General features: G+C 63.6%; 16 protein-coding genes and 1 pseudogene. 7 read left to right on the forward strand and 10 right to left on the reverse strand.

All coding sequences use genetic code 11. The annotated features are described in order from the left end of the window. Positions 1-39: 39 nt before the first annotated feature. From ACFJIU_RS20125 to ACFJIU_RS20135, 3 genes are read left to right on the forward strand one after another with little or no spacing between them, the layout of a single operon-like run. Entirely contained in the window at positions 40-435 is a 396-nt protein-coding gene (locus tag ACFJIU_RS20125) for a ribonuclease E inhibitor RraB (RefSeq protein WP_379062865.1), read from the forward strand. Further along, positions 429-767: a hypothetical protein gene (locus tag ACFJIU_RS20130; protein WP_379062867.1), complete on the forward strand. Its 339-nt coding sequence runs from the start codon at positions 429-431 to the stop codon at positions 765-767. The genes ACFJIU_RS20125 and ACFJIU_RS20130 overlap by 7 nt, the downstream gene beginning before the upstream one ends. Before the next feature lie 40 nt (positions 768-807). Further along, positions 808-1,173, forward strand: a complete 366-nt coding sequence (locus tag ACFJIU_RS20135) for a hypothetical protein (RefSeq protein WP_379062869.1) — start codon at positions 808-810, stop codon at positions 1,171-1,173. A gap of 72 nt (positions 1,174-1,245) precedes the next feature. Here the strand turns inward: ACFJIU_RS20135 and ACFJIU_RS20140 are convergent, their stop codons facing one another. After that, on the reverse strand, positions 1,246-1,446 hold the full coding sequence (locus ACFJIU_RS20140) for a hypothetical protein (RefSeq protein WP_379062871.1): 201 nt from the start codon (positions 1,444-1,446) through the stop codon (positions 1,246-1,248). 685 nt (positions 1,447-2,131) lie between these two features. On the opposite strand from ACFJIU_RS20140, the gene ACFJIU_RS20145 reads away from it, so the two are divergent. Both ACFJIU_RS20145 and ACFJIU_RS20150 read left to right on the forward strand, forming a co-directional pair. Then, positions 2,132-2,389, forward strand: a complete 258-nt coding sequence (locus ACFJIU_RS20145) for a hypothetical protein (RefSeq protein WP_379062873.1) — start codon at positions 2,132-2,134, stop codon at positions 2,387-2,389. Positions 2,390-2,574: 185 nt separating this feature from the next. Further along, positions 2,575-2,967 (forward strand): RidA family protein, encoded by a 393-nt coding sequence (locus ACFJIU_RS20150; RefSeq protein ID WP_379062875.1) that lies wholly within the window; start codon positions 2,575-2,577, stop codon positions 2,965-2,967. Between the two features lie 24 nt (positions 2,968-2,991). Here the strand turns inward: ACFJIU_RS20150 and ACFJIU_RS20155 are convergent, their stop codons facing one another. Beyond that, complete coding sequence (locus ACFJIU_RS20155; protein ID WP_379062877.1) at positions 2,992-3,690, reverse strand: type 1 glutamine amidotransferase; 699 nt, start codon at positions 3,688-3,690, stop codon at positions 2,992-2,994. 92 nt (positions 3,691-3,782) lie between these two features. Here ACFJIU_RS20155 and ACFJIU_RS20160 point away from each other — a divergent pair, with 92 nt between their 5' ends. Then, complete coding sequence (locus tag ACFJIU_RS20160) at positions 3,783-4,442, forward strand: hypothetical protein (protein WP_379062879.1); 660 nt, start codon at positions 3,783-3,785, stop codon at positions 4,440-4,442. A gap of 177 nt (positions 4,443-4,619) precedes the next feature. On the opposite strand, the gene ACFJIU_RS20165 is transcribed toward ACFJIU_RS20160, so the two are convergent. The 7 genes and pseudogenes from ACFJIU_RS20165 to ACFJIU_RS20195 all read right to left on the reverse strand — a co-directional run bounded on the left by ACFJIU_RS20165 (position 4,620) and on the right by ACFJIU_RS20195 (position 10,990). Further along, positions 4,620-5,207, reverse strand: coding sequence for a biotin transporter BioY (locus tag ACFJIU_RS20165; RefSeq protein WP_379062881.1), 588 nt, complete (start codon positions 5,205-5,207; stop codon positions 4,620-4,622). A gap of 85 nt (positions 5,208-5,292) precedes the next feature. Continuing rightward, positions 5,293-6,648 carry a purine-cytosine permease family protein gene (locus ACFJIU_RS20170; RefSeq protein WP_379062883.1) on the reverse strand — a complete coding sequence of 452 codons (1,356 nt, stop codon included), beginning with the start codon at positions 6,646-6,648 and terminating at the stop codon, positions 5,293-5,295. A gap of 111 nt (positions 6,649-6,759) precedes the next feature. Next, entirely contained in the window at positions 6,760-7,731 is a 972-nt protein-coding gene (locus ACFJIU_RS20175) for a biotin-dependent carboxyltransferase family protein (RefSeq protein ID WP_379062885.1), read from the reverse strand. Further along, entirely contained in the window at positions 7,721-8,596 is an 876-nt protein-coding gene (locus ACFJIU_RS20180) for an allophanate hydrolase subunit 1 (RefSeq protein ID WP_379062887.1), read from the reverse strand. Before ACFJIU_RS20180 ends, ACFJIU_RS20175 begins: the two co-directional genes overlap by 11 nt. After that, a complete protein-coding gene (locus tag ACFJIU_RS20185; RefSeq protein WP_379062889.1) occupies positions 8,593-9,981 on the reverse strand; it encodes an acetyl-CoA carboxylase biotin carboxylase subunit in 1,389 nt (462 codons plus the stop codon). Before ACFJIU_RS20185 ends, ACFJIU_RS20180 begins: the two co-directional genes overlap by 4 nt. After that, positions 9,978-10,220, reverse strand: a complete 243-nt coding sequence (locus ACFJIU_RS20190) for an acetyl-CoA carboxylase (protein ID WP_379062891.1) — start codon at positions 10,218-10,220, stop codon at positions 9,978-9,980. Before ACFJIU_RS20190 ends, ACFJIU_RS20185 begins: the two co-directional genes overlap by 4 nt. A gap of 3 nt (positions 10,221-10,223) precedes the next feature. Then, positions 10,224-10,990, reverse strand: a pseudogene (locus ACFJIU_RS20195) (5-oxoprolinase subunit PxpA). A 317-nt stretch (positions 10,991-11,307) separates the two neighbouring features. On the opposite strand from ACFJIU_RS20195, the gene ACFJIU_RS20200 reads away from it, so the two are divergent. Then, positions 11,308-12,213, forward strand: a complete 906-nt coding sequence (locus ACFJIU_RS20200; protein WP_129411244.1) for a LysR family transcriptional regulator — start codon at positions 11,308-11,310, stop codon at positions 12,211-12,213. 53 nt (positions 12,214-12,266) lie between these two features. Here ACFJIU_RS20200 and ACFJIU_RS20205 read toward each other — a convergent pair whose 3' ends face one another. After that, positions 12,267-14,345 carry a hydantoinase/oxoprolinase family protein gene (locus ACFJIU_RS20205; RefSeq protein ID WP_379062893.1) on the reverse strand — a complete coding sequence of 693 codons (2,079 nt, stop codon included), beginning with the start codon at positions 14,343-14,345 and terminating at the stop codon, positions 12,267-12,269. Positions 14,346-14,352: the final 7 nt, after the last annotated feature.

The following is a 14,352-nucleotide window of genomic DNA, read 5'->3' on the forward strand; positions in this document are numbered from 1 at the left end:
CGAAGTTGCACCTAAACTCAAGGCGCTCTAGTCCAAGGAATGCTCCAAGGTATTCTGGTCGGTTTAGTTCTGGCGACAATTCTCGACCCTATCGGGGTGGACGAGACTCTGCTGAAGGCCGAGCGAACTGCTGACGCTGATGTGCTCTCCAACTTGCGTCGAAATGGGGATTGCGCTTCTGCAGTTCGTTCAATCGACCTTCGTTTCATTGGCTCAAAGTCAGGAATTTTGGAGCTTTCCGCAAATTCTGCGAAACTCGGCTTCACTGTCGTCCAGTCCGTGCAGATGCCAAGCGGCGAAACAGCTGTAGACTTGTCGGTGCAGTCGGACGCCCTGCCTTCCACAATCGATCGCCTGACTGTGAATGCGCTGGAAATCGCGACGCGCTTCAATTTGCGATATGACGGCTGGGGGACGGTCGCAACCAAGTGCTGATCGCTGGCGGCACCGGCAAGCGGACCCAAGAGAGCTTCGAGGCGGTCGAGGTCATCACCACTCATCTGCGTCAGGTCGACGGTTTGGATCGGGCCGCCGTTGCGGCCGATGTGCTGAATGTTGGCGAGCTTCGGATGGACGTAGGGTGCTGCCGCAACTGCCATCTTGTCCCGACGATCGCCACTGGCGCGGCTGTCTCGCATCACCCGCAGCATGTAGTCGAGTGGCGTCTGTCCCATCCTGGCGACCTCACGCTCTCGTCGTGCCGTTGCCTTGTTCGGGGTGCCTCGTTGGCGTCCACCGGTCTTCTTGCCTGCCGCCATCTACTCTGATCCACTTTCGGTCTATTTTAGACGGGGGGCAGGCATATCAATGAAATTTTTTTGGACGAAACGTCCGCGGAATCTCGTGCCCGAAATGCATCTTCGTGAACTCACCGAAAGCGAGTTTCTCGACTGCTGCAGCGGCTCGATGAGCGACGTGACGTCCAAACAGCAGCCAGTTGCCGACATCTGGCCGTATGTGGACTTGCTCGACCCGAGGAGTATCGGGGTGGTCGAACTCCGCGATGTGGAGCATGTATATCGGGATGCCGCTCAGCATTACGATCATGTCCTGATCGCAACCGAAGCAGCGGACGTGTTCCTGGTTGTCATCGTCGACCGCAGGGCCAAACGGGTTTTTGGCCACCGTCTGCTCGACTTGATATTTGAATATGGCCTAGCGTCCAAGCATTGATGGGCGCGCATCTTGCTAGGCTCGCCTGGCATGCGCCCCTCGCATCTGTTGCCGTCATGGACGGCGCGAAGCCTATTTTCCTGCGGGGCCGTCTTTGATGACAACAATCGGCCGGCCGTCAGCGCCTATCCGAACTGCGATCTTGCCTTCGACCGGCTCTGGCGCCGAGGCGACGGCCGTCGGTTCGATATCGCCCCTCCGGTCGGCAGACAGGAGTTCCCGACCTTTCGCCGTCTTCAGGCGTTCTTGCTGATCAAACCAGAAAGCGGACACCAGGGTCTCCTATCCAGAGACCGATTATAGCTGAAAGGGGACTGAAGCAAACTCTGTTGCCCTGTACTCTCAATTGTGGGTCGGCTGTCAACGATCTCAGGGCCTCATACTCGGAGGATGCTAATCTCTGCGCTCACTGCTCGTTGCATGATCCGATCGACATTTTGGAACGTAACCCGCCGACACCCATTCCAGATACGGGCACGGGAGAAATGATGTTGGACACACCAGCAAGCAGCGTTTCAGTGGAGAAGAGGGGCGCACTTTACTACGTCATCGTCCGAGAAGGCGGAAAACGGATCGACTACGGCCCCTTCATGGAACAAACCGCCAGCGCCTGCGCCAGTGCGGAGAGGAAACGTCTCGGCCTGGCGCGCTGAGAACTACGCCGCCTGCTTCTGGCGCTTTGCTTCGCACTGCCGGCGCTGCTCGTTCCGCTTCTTCGCCTATGAGAAGGCGCCTGTGGCTCGTTGCTCATGAACGGCGCGAAGGCACCCATCCGCCGGCCATGAATGGAAATCATGCGTCAGCCACCCCGACGCTGTTTCTCAACTGCCGCTGTCTTCGGTGGCCTTCACCAGCCATTGCAAGCTCCCTCAACATCTGCACCGCCCCGCCTCCAAACGCCTTCCTTGTCAGGCAGCCTTACGTTTGGTTAACTTTGGCCAAACTGGGGGAAAAGAAAATGACTTTCGAAAACACAATCCTCAACACAAAGAACGTCTTTCGGATCATGAGCGCAACGCTGCTGATCCCCGCGATTTTGGATGTTGTCTCCGGCTATCTGGGATTTCGCATTCCCTGGTATGCGACCGCGACCCTGCTCATCCTTTTCATGTATGCCCGCGAAGCCGACGCCAACGCGCAGCGATGGGAGGGGCTCTACGCGGAACTCGAAAGGCGCGATCTCGAAAGGCGGGACAAGGAAAGGCAGTTGGCCTAGTCACGCTTGATCGGCCGCCTCGGGCGGCCATCGCCAACTCCGTGAAAACCGGACTTTGAGCGGCCGCCAGCCAGCCCCCGGGCTCGGTTTGTTGCGCCGTCGCCGATGCTTCGCCACCGTACCGCGGGCCAGCGATACGGTGACGGGAATATCCGTTTCAGTCGAACAAGACAGGAGATCGTCCAATGTCGCTCGAACTCATCAACCCGGACGACCTGCCCGTTCCGGAAATCTACACGCAGGTTGTCATCGCGACGGGATCCAGGATGGTGTTCATCTCCGGCCAGCAGCCCGAAGGCAGGGATGGCAAGCTGGTCGGGCACGGCGATTTTGCGGCGCAGGCGCGCCTGGCGTTCGGCAATCTCGGCCGGGCGCTCAGAGCTGCGGGCGCGCGGCCCGAGCAGGTCTGCAAGATCACCATCTACATCGTCGGCTATAACCGCGACGAACATGTTCCGATCATCGAGGAGGCGCAGATCTCGCTGTTTGGAAACCACAAGCCGGCGAATGTCGTGGTCGGGGTGGCGATCATGTCACCGGGCTATCTCATCGAGGTCGATGCCATAGCGGTGATTTGACGGGGCGACCGGTGCGAACTTCCTTCAGATCGTCGCCACCCAGGCCCGTGCGATCGCCAGACCCGACTGGTCGGCCAGCGCGGCGTTGCGGGCGGCTTCGGCGGGAAGCCGCTCCGGCCAGTCAGGCCAGCGCGCGGTCACCGTTTCGGCAAAGGTCGTGGTCCAGTAGTTGACCACCGGCGTGTCGGCCTCGAAATGGAACTGGAAGGCATAGACGGCGCGGCCGAGGCGGAAGGCCTGGTTTTCAGCCACCGCGCTGGAGGCAAGCCGCACGGCGCCGGGCGGCAGAGTGAAAGTGTCGTCGTGCCACTGGAAGATCGGGAACGCCACCGGCATGGCGCCGAGAACCGCGTCGGCCTTCGCCTCATCGGTCAGGGTCACGCCGTGCCAGCCGAATTCGGAGGCGCCGCCGACCTGGTTGATGCCGCCGAAGGCGCGCGCCACGAGCTGGCTGCCGAGGCAGATGCCGAGCACCGAGCGGTCCTTGTGGGCGAAGTCGCGGATCAGGTCGAGCAATTCGGGGAAATAGGGATGGCTGTCATCGGCGAGCGCATTCTGGCCGCCGCCGAACATCACCAGCGCGTCATGCTCGCTGGCATCCTTCGGCAGTTCGTCGCCGAGATAGGCCCGGCGGACATCGAGTTCGGCATTGGCTTCGCCAAGTGCCGCCCCGACATTGCCGAGATCCGTGCCCTGATAATTCTCGACGACAAGAACCCGCATGACCATCCTGACATGATTTGAACTGGCGATTGCGTATCATGGCAACGAAGCACCGGCCAAGTGCGTGCGCCGGACAGGATCGGGAAAAGCCTATGCCACTGCAGAACCGCGTCGATCCTTATGGAGCCATCCACGCTGTGGCCGAGCGCGGGCTGTTCACAGGCAATCGCGGCATCATCCACGACCCGGAGACAAAGACGCTGCTGAAGAAACGCTGGGCGCTGCCGGCCTGGATCATCTGCGTCTGCGATTACCAGGGGCGCAGGCGCGAACCGATGGGCCGCAACCGGCCGGGCGGCAAAGCCGGCTGGACCGAGCTGTTCTTCCTCGACGAGCCGAGCGCGCTCGCCGCCGGGCACCGGCCCTGCTTTTTCTGCCAACGGGCGCAGGCCAGCGAATTCCTCGGCCGTTTCGGCAAGGCCTTCGGCATCGCCGAGCCGCGTGCGCCGCAGCTGGACGCGCGGCTGCACAAGGAGCGCTTCGCCTCCTCGCGCAAGCCCTTGCCGTCGATCCGGGCCGACGAGATCATGCGGCTGCCTGATGGCGCGATGGTGGACATCGGCGGCAGGCCTTTTGCCGTGCGCGGCGGCGGACTGCTGCGCTGGAGTTTTGCCGGCTACGACGAGCCGGCCAGCATGAGCGCGGCAACCAGGGGCGGCGCGTCATGCGCGCTGATCACCCCTCCAACAGCGGTTGCCGCGCTCACCGCCGGCTTTACGCCGGTCTGGCATGCGAGCGCAGGAAACGGATGAGACCTGCGCGAACTGTTCCCCGCCCTGCCCCGCTGCATGACGGGGAACGCGGGCACTTGAGGGAGCCGGCAGGGCGGGGCGCGACGCTTGCGGGATGCCCCCATCGCGCCTTGGCGTAGCTCCCGCCCTGCCGGCCTCTCGAACCGACGCGGTCCGCATCGGGGGGAGGAATGCGGATCAGCTGTTCTTGCCGGCGAGGCGCCAGACCAGCGGCAGTACCGCCGACGCCAGGCCGAGCTTCAGCAGGTCGCCGAGCAGGAACGGGATCAGCCCCCATGCCAGAACCGGCTTGTCCCAGCCGACGATCGCGCCAAGCCAGAGCAGGCCGGGCAGATAGATCATGATGTTGCCGGCCAGCATCGCCAGCGCGGTGAGCGCAATGCTGCGATCCCAGCCGCGTTCGGCCAGCCAGCCGCAGAGAGCGGCGGCAGGCAGGTAACCCAGCAGATAGCCACCGGTCGGCCCCATCATGTAGGCAAGGCCGATGCCCTTCTCCGGCGTGCCGGCAAAGACCGGGAACCCGGCCGCGCCTTCGGCGAGATAGAGCAGGACGGTGGCGAGACCGAGCCGCCAGCCGAGCGCTGCGCCGATGGCCAGCACCGCGAAGGTCTGCATGGTCAGCGGCACGGGATAGAAGGGAAGCTGGACCTTTGCCGATGCCCAAAGCAGCAGCGAACCGGCAAAGACGACGGCGGCCTTCTGCAACAGCGAGGTCTCGCCAGCGAAACGCTGCAGCAGTGTGGAGATACCAGCCTGGGAAGCCATGGAACCTGTCCTTTCAACGACGGCATTCTCGCCTTTGAGTTCTCGGAAAGGCCCCGCGCCCCTGACGGAGCGCGGGGCCCGGATGTCATGCCGCGGTGAGGAACCACTCGCGCTTGGCGCTGTTCAGGCCGAATGCGTAGATGCAGAAACCGACAACCGCGGTGGCCGGCGCCGACAGTTCGGTATAGGCGCCACCCCACAGATGCAGGGCGATGCCGACCGCCGCCGCCGCGAACCAGGCGATGATGCCGAGCGGATTGAAAGCCGGCACATGGCTCGAACGGTATTCGATCGTGCTGCCGACCAGTTGCTCGTAGCGGCTGGAGAAGATGTGCGCCATGGCGACCGCCACCCAGGCGACGACGAAGATGCCCTGATAGGCGAGCGCCTGCAGCAGGTAGCTGAACACGTCGATCAGCATCAGCAGATAGACGATCGCGCCGACCACGATGGCCCAGCCGATGCGGCCGAAAGGCGGCTTGCCGAACAGCTGCACCAGCGCCTCCAGATTGACGGCTGCGAGGTAATAGTTCGCCGTGTTGATGCGGGTCTGCGTGACCCAGACGAAGAGCAGGCCGCCAATGCCCATGATCTTCAAGAGCGCCAGTAGCACCGAGACTTCGGTGACCGCGCCGAGGTCCGGCACCGTGCCGACCATGAACATGCCGAACAGGCCGCTGACCAGGAACACCATGACATAGAACGGCATGCCGAAGTTGAAGTAGGCGTGATAGCCGGCGTCTTCCTGGCGGCCGAAACGGGCGTAGTCGAAGGTGAACATCATCAGCACCCACACGCCCATGTAATAGACGAAGCAGGACAGCCAGCCCAATGCGGGCTCGCCGCCGGCCGGGCCGAGATTGAGCCATTTGTCGCTGTAGCCGTACTGGCTGATCGCCAGCACCACTGCCAGCACAAGGCCCAGTATGTAGAACGGCAGCAAAACGCCGTTGAACTTGTCGAGCCAGGTCTGGATGCTGCCGAAGATCAGCGGCACCGAGTAGAGCACGACGATCAGGGCAGCGATGGGATAGGAGATCGACGGGAAGATGTTGTTGATGCCGACCGCGATCACCGACCCCTCGAAGACGGCGTAGTAGATGGCGGTGGCGCAGAAGATCAATGTCGCGAGGCCAGCCCCGACATTGCCGAAGAGAACGCGCGAGAACAAGGCGACGGACAGCCCGGTCTTGATGGCGAACCGGCTCAGCACCGCGTTGATGAGCCCATAGGCAACCACCGACAGCACCATGCCGATGATCGCATTCCAGGTGCCGAAGCCCAGCGCCAATGCGGCGCCGACGACGATGTAGAAGACGGCACTGCAGACGGCCCACCACGCCATCGTCAACGCCATCTTCGGCATGCGGGCATTGGGTGGTACGGCAATGTTCGAATAGTCCAGTGTGTCGGCTTCATCAGCCGCTAGCTTTCCAGCCATGGTATTTCCCCTTCTCTTTTTTGGTTATGACTGACTGATTGGCCGTCCACCCCGGCCTTGTTTCTACGTAATTGCGGACGGAAAACCGCGCGCACTTTTCCTGGAATTGCTTCAGGCCAGCGCCTCCCTCATCCGATCGAGCAGCGCAGCCCTGTCGGCACGTGCGCGCAAAGCCTCGGCCATGTCGACCTTGATGAAGATCGTGGGCGTGTTCGGCTGCATCTGGCCGATCAGGTCCATGTCGGCGGAAATCACCGTGCCCAGCATGAAGTAGCCTCCGCCCGACACCGCATCCCGGTGCAGGATGATCGGCTCGCTGCCGCTCGGCACCTGGATGGAGCCGTAGGGGTAGCAGCTGTCGACGATGTTGGAGGGATCGGAGCCGGCACCGAAGGGCGGTTCGCGATCGACGAACCGCAGGGGCCGCCCGCCCTTGAAACGATAGCCCATGCGGTCGGCTTCGGAGGCGACCTTCCACTGGTCTTCGAAGAAACCGGCGGCCGACTCTTCCTGCAGCCTGTGCGCATAGAGCCCCGGCAGCACGCGCAGCTCGGCCGGCGATGCGGATGGCCGCCGCAGCCCTTCCGGCAAGGTCCTGCCTTCCTTCGTCGCTCCGGGCCGTCCGACGGGCAGTTCGTCGCCCTTGGCGATCGCCCGCCCCTTGAAGCCGCCGAGCGCGCCGATGACATAGGTCGAGCGGCTGCCGAGCGCTTCCGGCACGTCGATGCCGCCGGCGATCGCCACATAGATGCGCGCGCCCTTCTTGAGGAAACCGAAGCTCAGCCTGCCGCCGGCCCTGACCTTGAGCGCGGTCCAGGACGGCTGCTCGACACCGTCGATCTTGATCGGCATATCCGCGCCGGTGACGGCGATGGTCGCATCTTCGCCGAATTCGAGCTCGGGCCCCATGAACACGGCTTCGAGGCATGCCGCGCCTTCGTCGTTGCCGACCAGCAGATTGGCGGCGCGCAGCGCCATGCGGTCCATGGCGCCGCCGATCGGAATGCCGAGATGGAAATAGCCGGGCCGGCCGAGGTCCTGGACCGTGGTGGCGAGGCCGGGATTGATGACGCTAACGACCATGGACCTCGCCCTCCAGCCTGGCGTTGTAGCCGTCGATGTCCTTGCGGAATTCGCGCAGGTCGAAGGTGACGTCACGCATGACCGGCACGAAGCGCCCGGCCTTCACATCGCCTTCGATGCCCTCATGTTCATCACGGCCGATCGGTCGGAATTTCACGATGTCGCCGGGGCGGAAGAACACCATGAAATCCCTGAGATAGCTGGTCTTCTGCTCGGGATCGAAGATCGGCATCGGCGTGATGCCGAACATCTGGTAGCCGCCGGCGCCACGCACCGAATAGATGCAGGAGAAACAGCCGCCATGGCCGACGGTCAGCTTCGGCGTGTCGGTGCGCGGACGCAGATATTTCGGCACCTGAAGCTGCCGTGGCCGATCGACCATCTGGTACATGAATGGCAGGCCGGCGACGAAGCCGACCATCGAGACGAACCATGGCGCGCCGCTGTGGGCGGCGATGAAATCGCTCACGCCGCCCAGATTGTTGATGCGCGCGGCATATTCGAGATCGGTCGCCTGCGGATCCTGGTGGCGTTCGCGGAAACGCATCAGCGTCTCGTGCGTCCACGGGTCCTCGTAGAAGACGGGAATCTCGATGATGCGCGTGTCGATCACCGGCTCGGCCTTTGTCGTGGCCTTCTCGATCGACTGGATCTCGGCCAGGATGTCGTCCGGCTTGATGACATCCGGGTCGAACTTGATCTGGAAGGAGGCGTTGGCCGGGCAGATTTCGGTGACGCCCCTGATGCGGCTGTCGCGGATGGCGCTGGTCATGGACAGGCTCTTGAAGAACGCCTCCAGCGACATGCTCTCGTCGCATTCGACGAAGAGGTGCTCGTCGCCGCCGAACGAGTAGCGGTTGCTCATTGCGCAGCCTCCTTCGCACTGTCGGCCTGGGCGTGGAATTCGGTATCAAGCCAGCCTTCGAGGAAACGGGTGTGGAACGCGCCGGCCGCGACATTGGCATCGGCGGCCAGTGCCGCGTGCAGCGGGATAGTGGTCGGGATGCCCTCGATCTTCAGCGATCGCAGCGCGGCGCCGAGTTTCGCCAGGCAATCGGCGCGGTCGGCGCCATGCACCACCAGCTTGCCCAGCAGCGAGTCGTAGAAGGGCGGCACGGCGTAGCCGTCGAAAAGCATCGTATCGAAGCGCACGCCTTCGCCGGCTGGAATGCCCAGCTTCGAAACCACGCCCGGCCAGGGCATGAAGTTCTTCGCCGGATCCTCGGCGTTGATGCGGCACTCAATGGCATGGCCGTGGATGGAAATGTCTTCCTGTCGCAGCGACAGCGGTTCGCCGCCGGCGATGCGCAGCATCTCCTGCACCAGGTCGATGCCGGTGATCATCTCGGTGACCGGATGCTCGACCTGGATGCGGGTGTTCACTTCGAGGAAGTAGAAGTCCTGGCTGGCCTCGTCATAAAGATATTCCACCGTTCCCGCGCCGCTGTAGCCGACCGAGCGCGCCAGGGCGACGGCGCTGTCGCAGAGCTTCCGGCGCACGGTTGCGGGCAGGCCGACCGCGGGCGCTTCTTCCCAGACCTTCTGGCGCCGGCGCTGCAACGAACATTCACGCTCGAAACAGTGCACGAAACTGGTGCCGTCGCCGAGGATCTGCACCTCGACGTGACGGGCCGCCAGCACGGCCTTTTCAATGTACAGCCCACCATCGCCGAAGGCCGCGGCGGCTTCTGCCGAAGCCTGCGGGAACTGGCGCGTGAATTCGTCGAGGTCGGCAGCAACGCGAATGCCGCGGCCGCCACCGCCGGCAGCCGCCTTGATCATCACCGGGAAACCGATGCGGGTGGCGATCGCAGCCGCCTCCTCGACATCGGCGATGCGTCCGCCGCTGCCGGGCACGGTCGGAACGCCGGCCTTCTCGGCTTCGGCGCGGGCGGCAACCTTGTCGCCGAGCAGCCGGATCGAAGCTCCCGACGGACCGACGAACGTCATGCCAGCGGCGACGACGGCATCGGCGAAGTCGGCGTTTTCGGCGAGGAAGCCATAGCCGGGATGCACCGCATCGACCTTGGCGGCCTTCGCCGCCGCGATGACGGCCTCGATGTCCAGATAGGATTTCTTCGCCGCCGCGGGGCCGATGAGGATCGCCTCGTCGGCCAGCCTGACCGGCAGCGAATCCGCATCGGCGGCGCTGTAAACCTGCACCGTGCGCAGCCCGAGCGCCTTCGCGGCCCGGTTGATGCGCACGGCGATCTCGCCGCGATTGGCGATGAGGACGGATTTGATGTTCATGCGTCGATCTCGGCGATCGCCTGTCCCGCCATCACGGCATCGCCGTCATCGACGAGGAATTTGAGATTGGATCCCGAGGCGCCGGCCGGGATCTCGTGGAACGACTTCATCACTTCGATGACGCCGAGGATGTCGGTCGCGGCCACCGTGTCGCCATCGTTCTTGAACACGTCGCTGTCGGGCGATGGCCGCCTGTAGAAGACGCCGGGCAAGGGTGAATTGAGTTCGGTTCTAGCCATCGGTCATCCCCTTGCCGCTGGTTTCAGATGATGTGTGAGTTCCGCCACCGGCCTGACCTTGACCCCGGCGGCATCGAGCGCCGCGCGCATGGCGGTGGCGATCTCCAGGCTGCCGGGCGTGTCCGAGTGGAAACAGATGGACTCGAAGGCGATGTCGATCTCGTCGCCCTCGACCGTGCGGACCTTGCCGGTCCGGCAGGCGTGCACCACCTTCTCGGCAACAGGCGAGGGTCCAGGCGACCGGTGCGTCGCGTAAAAACGATCGAGCCCGAGCGGTCGTAGTCACGGTCGGCATAGAACTCGCGGATCACCGGGTGCCCGGCTTCCGTCGCTGCACGGTAGGTCTCGGACATCCCCATGCAATAGATGAAGGCGTTGGGCGCGATCGTGCGCATGGTGCGGACGAAGTTGCGCGACATCTCCTCGCTGGCGGCAAATTCCATGTAGAGCGCGCCGTGCGGCTTCACATGCTGCAGGGTGGCGCCGTAGCGGCGGGCAAACTCGCGCAGCGCCCCGATCTGGTAGACGATGTCGTTGACCAGTTCTTCGCTGGTGCCGTTGATGCGGCGCCGGCCGAACCCCTGCAGGTCGCGGAACCCCGGATGCGCACCGACGCCGACACCATATTGGGTCGCCAGACGGACGGTGGCGTCCATCAGATTGGGGTCGCCGGCATGGAAGCCTGTGGCGATGTTGGCGGAGCTGATGAGTTTCATCAGGTCGGCGTCATCGATGTCGCCCAGGCGCCATTGGCCATAGCCTTCGCCCATGTCGCAATTGATGTCGACGGCCGCTGTCTGCAAGCAGACCTCCCTTGTCCTCACCGCGCGGCCGCATCGACCCCGGGCACTCCTCGATGAGGAAGGTAGAGAGGGTGAAATCGTTTGGAAAATTCTATTAATCGATATCAAATATCTGAATTTTCTATCACCTGAACGACGATCTCCATACTCGCAATCACGAGATTCATTGACTTTTTTGGCAACCGTGGCGGCTTCCCCGTGTTTCTTCGCCCGATGCCGCGATGCAATATTGCTTTTACGGCTGATGGCTGCGCACAATATCTGAAATTCGGAACACAGCGCCTATGCCGGTAAGCCTTCGCCAGATCCGCTATTTCGTTTCCACCGCCGAGCATGGGCAGATTTCGCAGGCGGCCGCGGAACTGGGCATTTCCCAGTCGGCGGTGACGACGGCGATCAAGGAGCTCGAGCAGACCGTCGGGCTCGACCTGTTCATCCGCTCGACCCAGGGCATGGAGATGACGACGGCGGGCCGGCAATTCCTGTTCCACGCCTATGAGATCCTGAACAAGGTCGACGAAGCGACGAACCTGTTGCTGCCGGCCAGCGATTTTTCGGGGCGGCTGACGGTCGCCGCCAGCTATACGGTGATCGGCTATTTCCTGCCGAACCATCTCGGACGGCTTCGCCGCGCCTGGCCGAACCTCGACATCCAGCTGTTCGAGCTGAACCGCGAGGCCATTGAGGAAGGGCTGCTCGCCAATCGCTACGACATGGCGGTGCTTTTGACCTCCAACGTGATCAATTCGGACCTGGCGACGGAAACGCTGATGAACTCGCGGCGCCGGCTGTGGGTGCCGGCCAGGCATCGCCTGCTGTCGCAGGGCAGTGTCGGCCTCAAGGAGATCGCCGAGGAGCCCTACATCATGCTGACGGTCGACGAGGCCGCGCACACGGCGTTGCGCTACTGGAGCAACACCTCTTACCGGCCGAATGTCACGCTGAGGACATCCTCGGTCGAAGCCGTCCGCTCGCTGGTAGCGGACGGGCAAGGTGTCGCGATCCTGTCCGACATGGTGCTGCGGCCATGGTCGCTGGAAGGCAAGCGCATCGAGACGATCGTTCCGACCGAACCGATCCCGTCGATGGATGTCGGCCTTGCCTGGCGCCGCGGCGCGCAGTTCACGCCGGCGATGGAAGCCTTCCGCTCCTATTTCCACCAGACCTTCTTCCTGCCCTCGCACAGGTAGAAGCGGCGGGCCGGCCATGCTCGTCCTTGAGCGCGTGGCCGGCGTCATCACGGTCAATCCTGCCTGGTCAGCAGGTAGCTGCCGCTTTCATGCAGCGCCGCAGCCCAGCCGGGCTCGATGACGATGGTCGTCGTCACCTCCTCGATGATCGCGGGACCGGCTACGGTCACGCCGACGCCGAGCGCTGCGCTGTCATAGACCGGCGTTGATCTTGGCTTGCCCGACGCGTCGAAGACGGCGTCGCGATGCCCCTTCAGCGCCTGCTGCAGCGCGCCGGTGCCGCGCAGTCTCGGTGCCTTCGGCTTTTCGATGCGGCCGTAGATGGTCGATTCGATGTTGACGACCTCGACCGTGCTGTGGCGCTCGGCATAGGTGTAGAGTTCCTCGTGCCGGGCATGGAACGCGTCCTTGACCTGGCCGATGGTCTCCTCGGTGATCCTGAAGTTGGGAATGTCGACCGTGCATTCGTGCACCTGGCCGACATAACGCATCTCAAGGCTGCGCTGGACCTCGATCAGCGTGCCCGGAAAGCCGTCGGCCTTCAGATGGGCAATGCCCTGCGCCTCGATCTCCTCGAACAGCTGTTCGATCCTGTCGCAGGCGGCGGCATTGTCGAGCCTGAGCGGCGCAGTCGCCATGTAGTTGTACTTGACGTCCGAGATGACCTGGCCGAAGGCGCAGAGACCCGAGGCCAGCTTGGGCAGGATGATCGTGTCGATGCCCATCTCGCGCGCCAGTGCGGTGATGTGGGCCGCGGTCGCGCCGCCTGCCCCGACCAGCACGAAATCGCGCGGGTCGTAGCCGCGTTCGACAGACACGCGGCGAATGCCGTTGACCATGTTGTTGTTGACGATGGTGAACATGCCATAGGCGGCCTGCTCGATGCTGATGTTGAGCGGAGCGGCGATCGTCGCCACCGCCTGCCGCGCCTTTTCGAGGTCGAGCGGCAGCTTGCCGCCGAGCAGGCCTTCCGGGTTGAGATAGCCGAGCACCAGGTTGGCGTCCGACGTGGTCGGCTCCGTGCCGCCGCGCCCGTAACAGGCAGGCCCCGGTTCGGAACCGGCCGACTGCGGCCCGACCTGCAGCAGGCCTAGGCTGTCGATCCAGCCGATGGAACCACCGCCGGCGCCAAGCGTCTCGACCTGGATCATCGGCACGCCGATGCGGTAGCGCAGGAAGTCGATGTTCTTGTTGAGGTTGGTCTGGCCGTTGCGCGTCAGCGTGATGTCGAAGGAGGTGCCGCCCATGTCGACGGTGATGACGTTGTCCTTGGCGAACGGCGCCCCGACAAACAGCCCTGCCTGCGGCGCGGAGGCCGGGCCGGAATTGATCGCGTAGACGGAACGGTCGGTCATCGCCTGGCCGATCGCCAGGCCGCCATTCGACTGGAAATAGCGGACCGGCTGCTTCGCCCGGAGGGCGCGGAAATAGCTGTCGACCGCCGTGACGTAGCGGCGCATCACCGGCGCGAGATAGGCATTGGTCACCGCGGTCGAAGTGCGGGTGTATTCGCGCACCTGCGGATAAAGTTCGCTGCCGACCGTCAGGACAACGCCCGGCATCATCTCGCGCACGATCTCCGCCGCGCGGCGTTCATGCGCGGCATTGAGCACCGACCACACGAAGGAGATGGCGACGGTCTCGACACCTTCCTTCAGGAACAACCGGCACGCCTCGCGAACGTCGTCCTCGTTCATCGGCGTGCGGACGGAACCATCCGAGATCACCCGTTCGCGGACGCCCTTGCGCAGATAGCGCGGCACCAGCATCGTCGCCGCCGGGTATTCCGGATCGTAGCGATAGCCGTCTTCCTTGTGGCCGTTGCGGATCTCGATGGAGTCCTCATGGCCGGCGGTGCAGATCAGGCCGGTCCTGCCGCCGCGATGGGTGATCAGCGCATTCAGCCCGACCGTGGTGCCGTTGATGCACAGATCGCAATCGGAGACGACCTCTGAAGGTGACACGCCGAGGTCGTCGGCGATCAGCCTGAGGCCATTCTCGATGGCCCTGGTCGGATCCGAAGGCGTCGAAAGCGCCTTGAAAAGTTTCACCTCGCCGGTGGCGCGATTGGCCACGACAAAGTCCGTGAAGGTGCCGCCGGCATCGATGCCGAGACGATATGCGTGTTCCATGATCGTC

Source organism: Mesorhizobium sp. UC74_2 (assembly GCF_042701485.1).
In the GTDB taxonomy this organism is placed as follows: Bacteria; Pseudomonadota; Alphaproteobacteria; order Rhizobiales; family Rhizobiaceae; genus Mesorhizobium.

Bases quoted from the DNA above. Each gene is read 5' to 3' on its own strand.
- ACFJIU_RS20125 (WP_379062865.1), top strand. From the start codon at position 40: ATGCTCCAAGGTATTCTGGTCGGTTTAGTTCTGGCGACAATTCTCGAC.
- ACFJIU_RS20135 (WP_379062869.1), top strand. From the start codon at position 808: ATGAAATTTTTTTGGACGAAACGTCCGCGGAATCTCGTGCCCGAAATG.
- ACFJIU_RS20145 (WP_379062873.1), top strand. From the start codon at position 2,132: ATGACTTTCGAAAACACAATCCTCAACACAAAGAACGTCTTTCGGATC.
- ACFJIU_RS20150 (WP_379062875.1), top strand. From the start codon at position 2,575: ATGTCGCTCGAACTCATCAACCCGGACGACCTGCCCGTTCCGGAAATC.
- ACFJIU_RS20155 (WP_379062877.1), bottom strand. From the start codon at position 3,690: ATGCGGGTTCTTGTCGTCGAGAATTATCAGGGCACGGATCTCGGCAAT.
- ACFJIU_RS20160 (WP_379062879.1), top strand. From the start codon at position 3,783: ATGCCACTGCAGAACCGCGTCGATCCTTATGGAGCCATCCACGCTGTG.
- ACFJIU_RS20165 (WP_379062881.1), bottom strand. From the start codon at position 5,207: ATGGCTTCCCAGGCTGGTATCTCCACACTGCTGCAGCGTTTCGCTGGC.
- ACFJIU_RS20170 (WP_379062883.1), bottom strand. From the start codon at position 6,648: ATGGCTGGAAAGCTAGCGGCTGATGAAGCCGACACACTGGACTATTCG.
- ACFJIU_RS20175 (WP_379062885.1), bottom strand. From the start codon at position 7,731: ATGGTCGTTAGCGTCATCAATCCCGGCCTCGCCACCACGGTCCAGGAC.
- ACFJIU_RS20180 (WP_379062887.1), bottom strand. From the start codon at position 8,596: ATGAGCAACCGCTACTCGTTCGGCGGCGACGAGCACCTCTTCGTCGAA.
- ACFJIU_RS20185 (WP_379062889.1), bottom strand. From the start codon at position 9,981: ATGAACATCAAATCCGTCCTCATCGCCAATCGCGGCGAGATCGCCGTG.
- ACFJIU_RS20190 (WP_379062891.1), bottom strand. From the start codon at position 10,220: ATGGCTAGAACCGAACTCAATTCACCCTTGCCCGGCGTCTTCTACAGG.
- ACFJIU_RS20200 (WP_129411244.1), top strand. From the start codon at position 11,308: ATGCCGGTAAGCCTTCGCCAGATCCGCTATTTCGTTTCCACCGCCGAG.
- ACFJIU_RS20205 (WP_379062893.1), bottom strand. From the start codon at position 14,345: ATGGAACACGCATATCGTCTCGGCATCGATGCCGGCGGCACCTTCACG.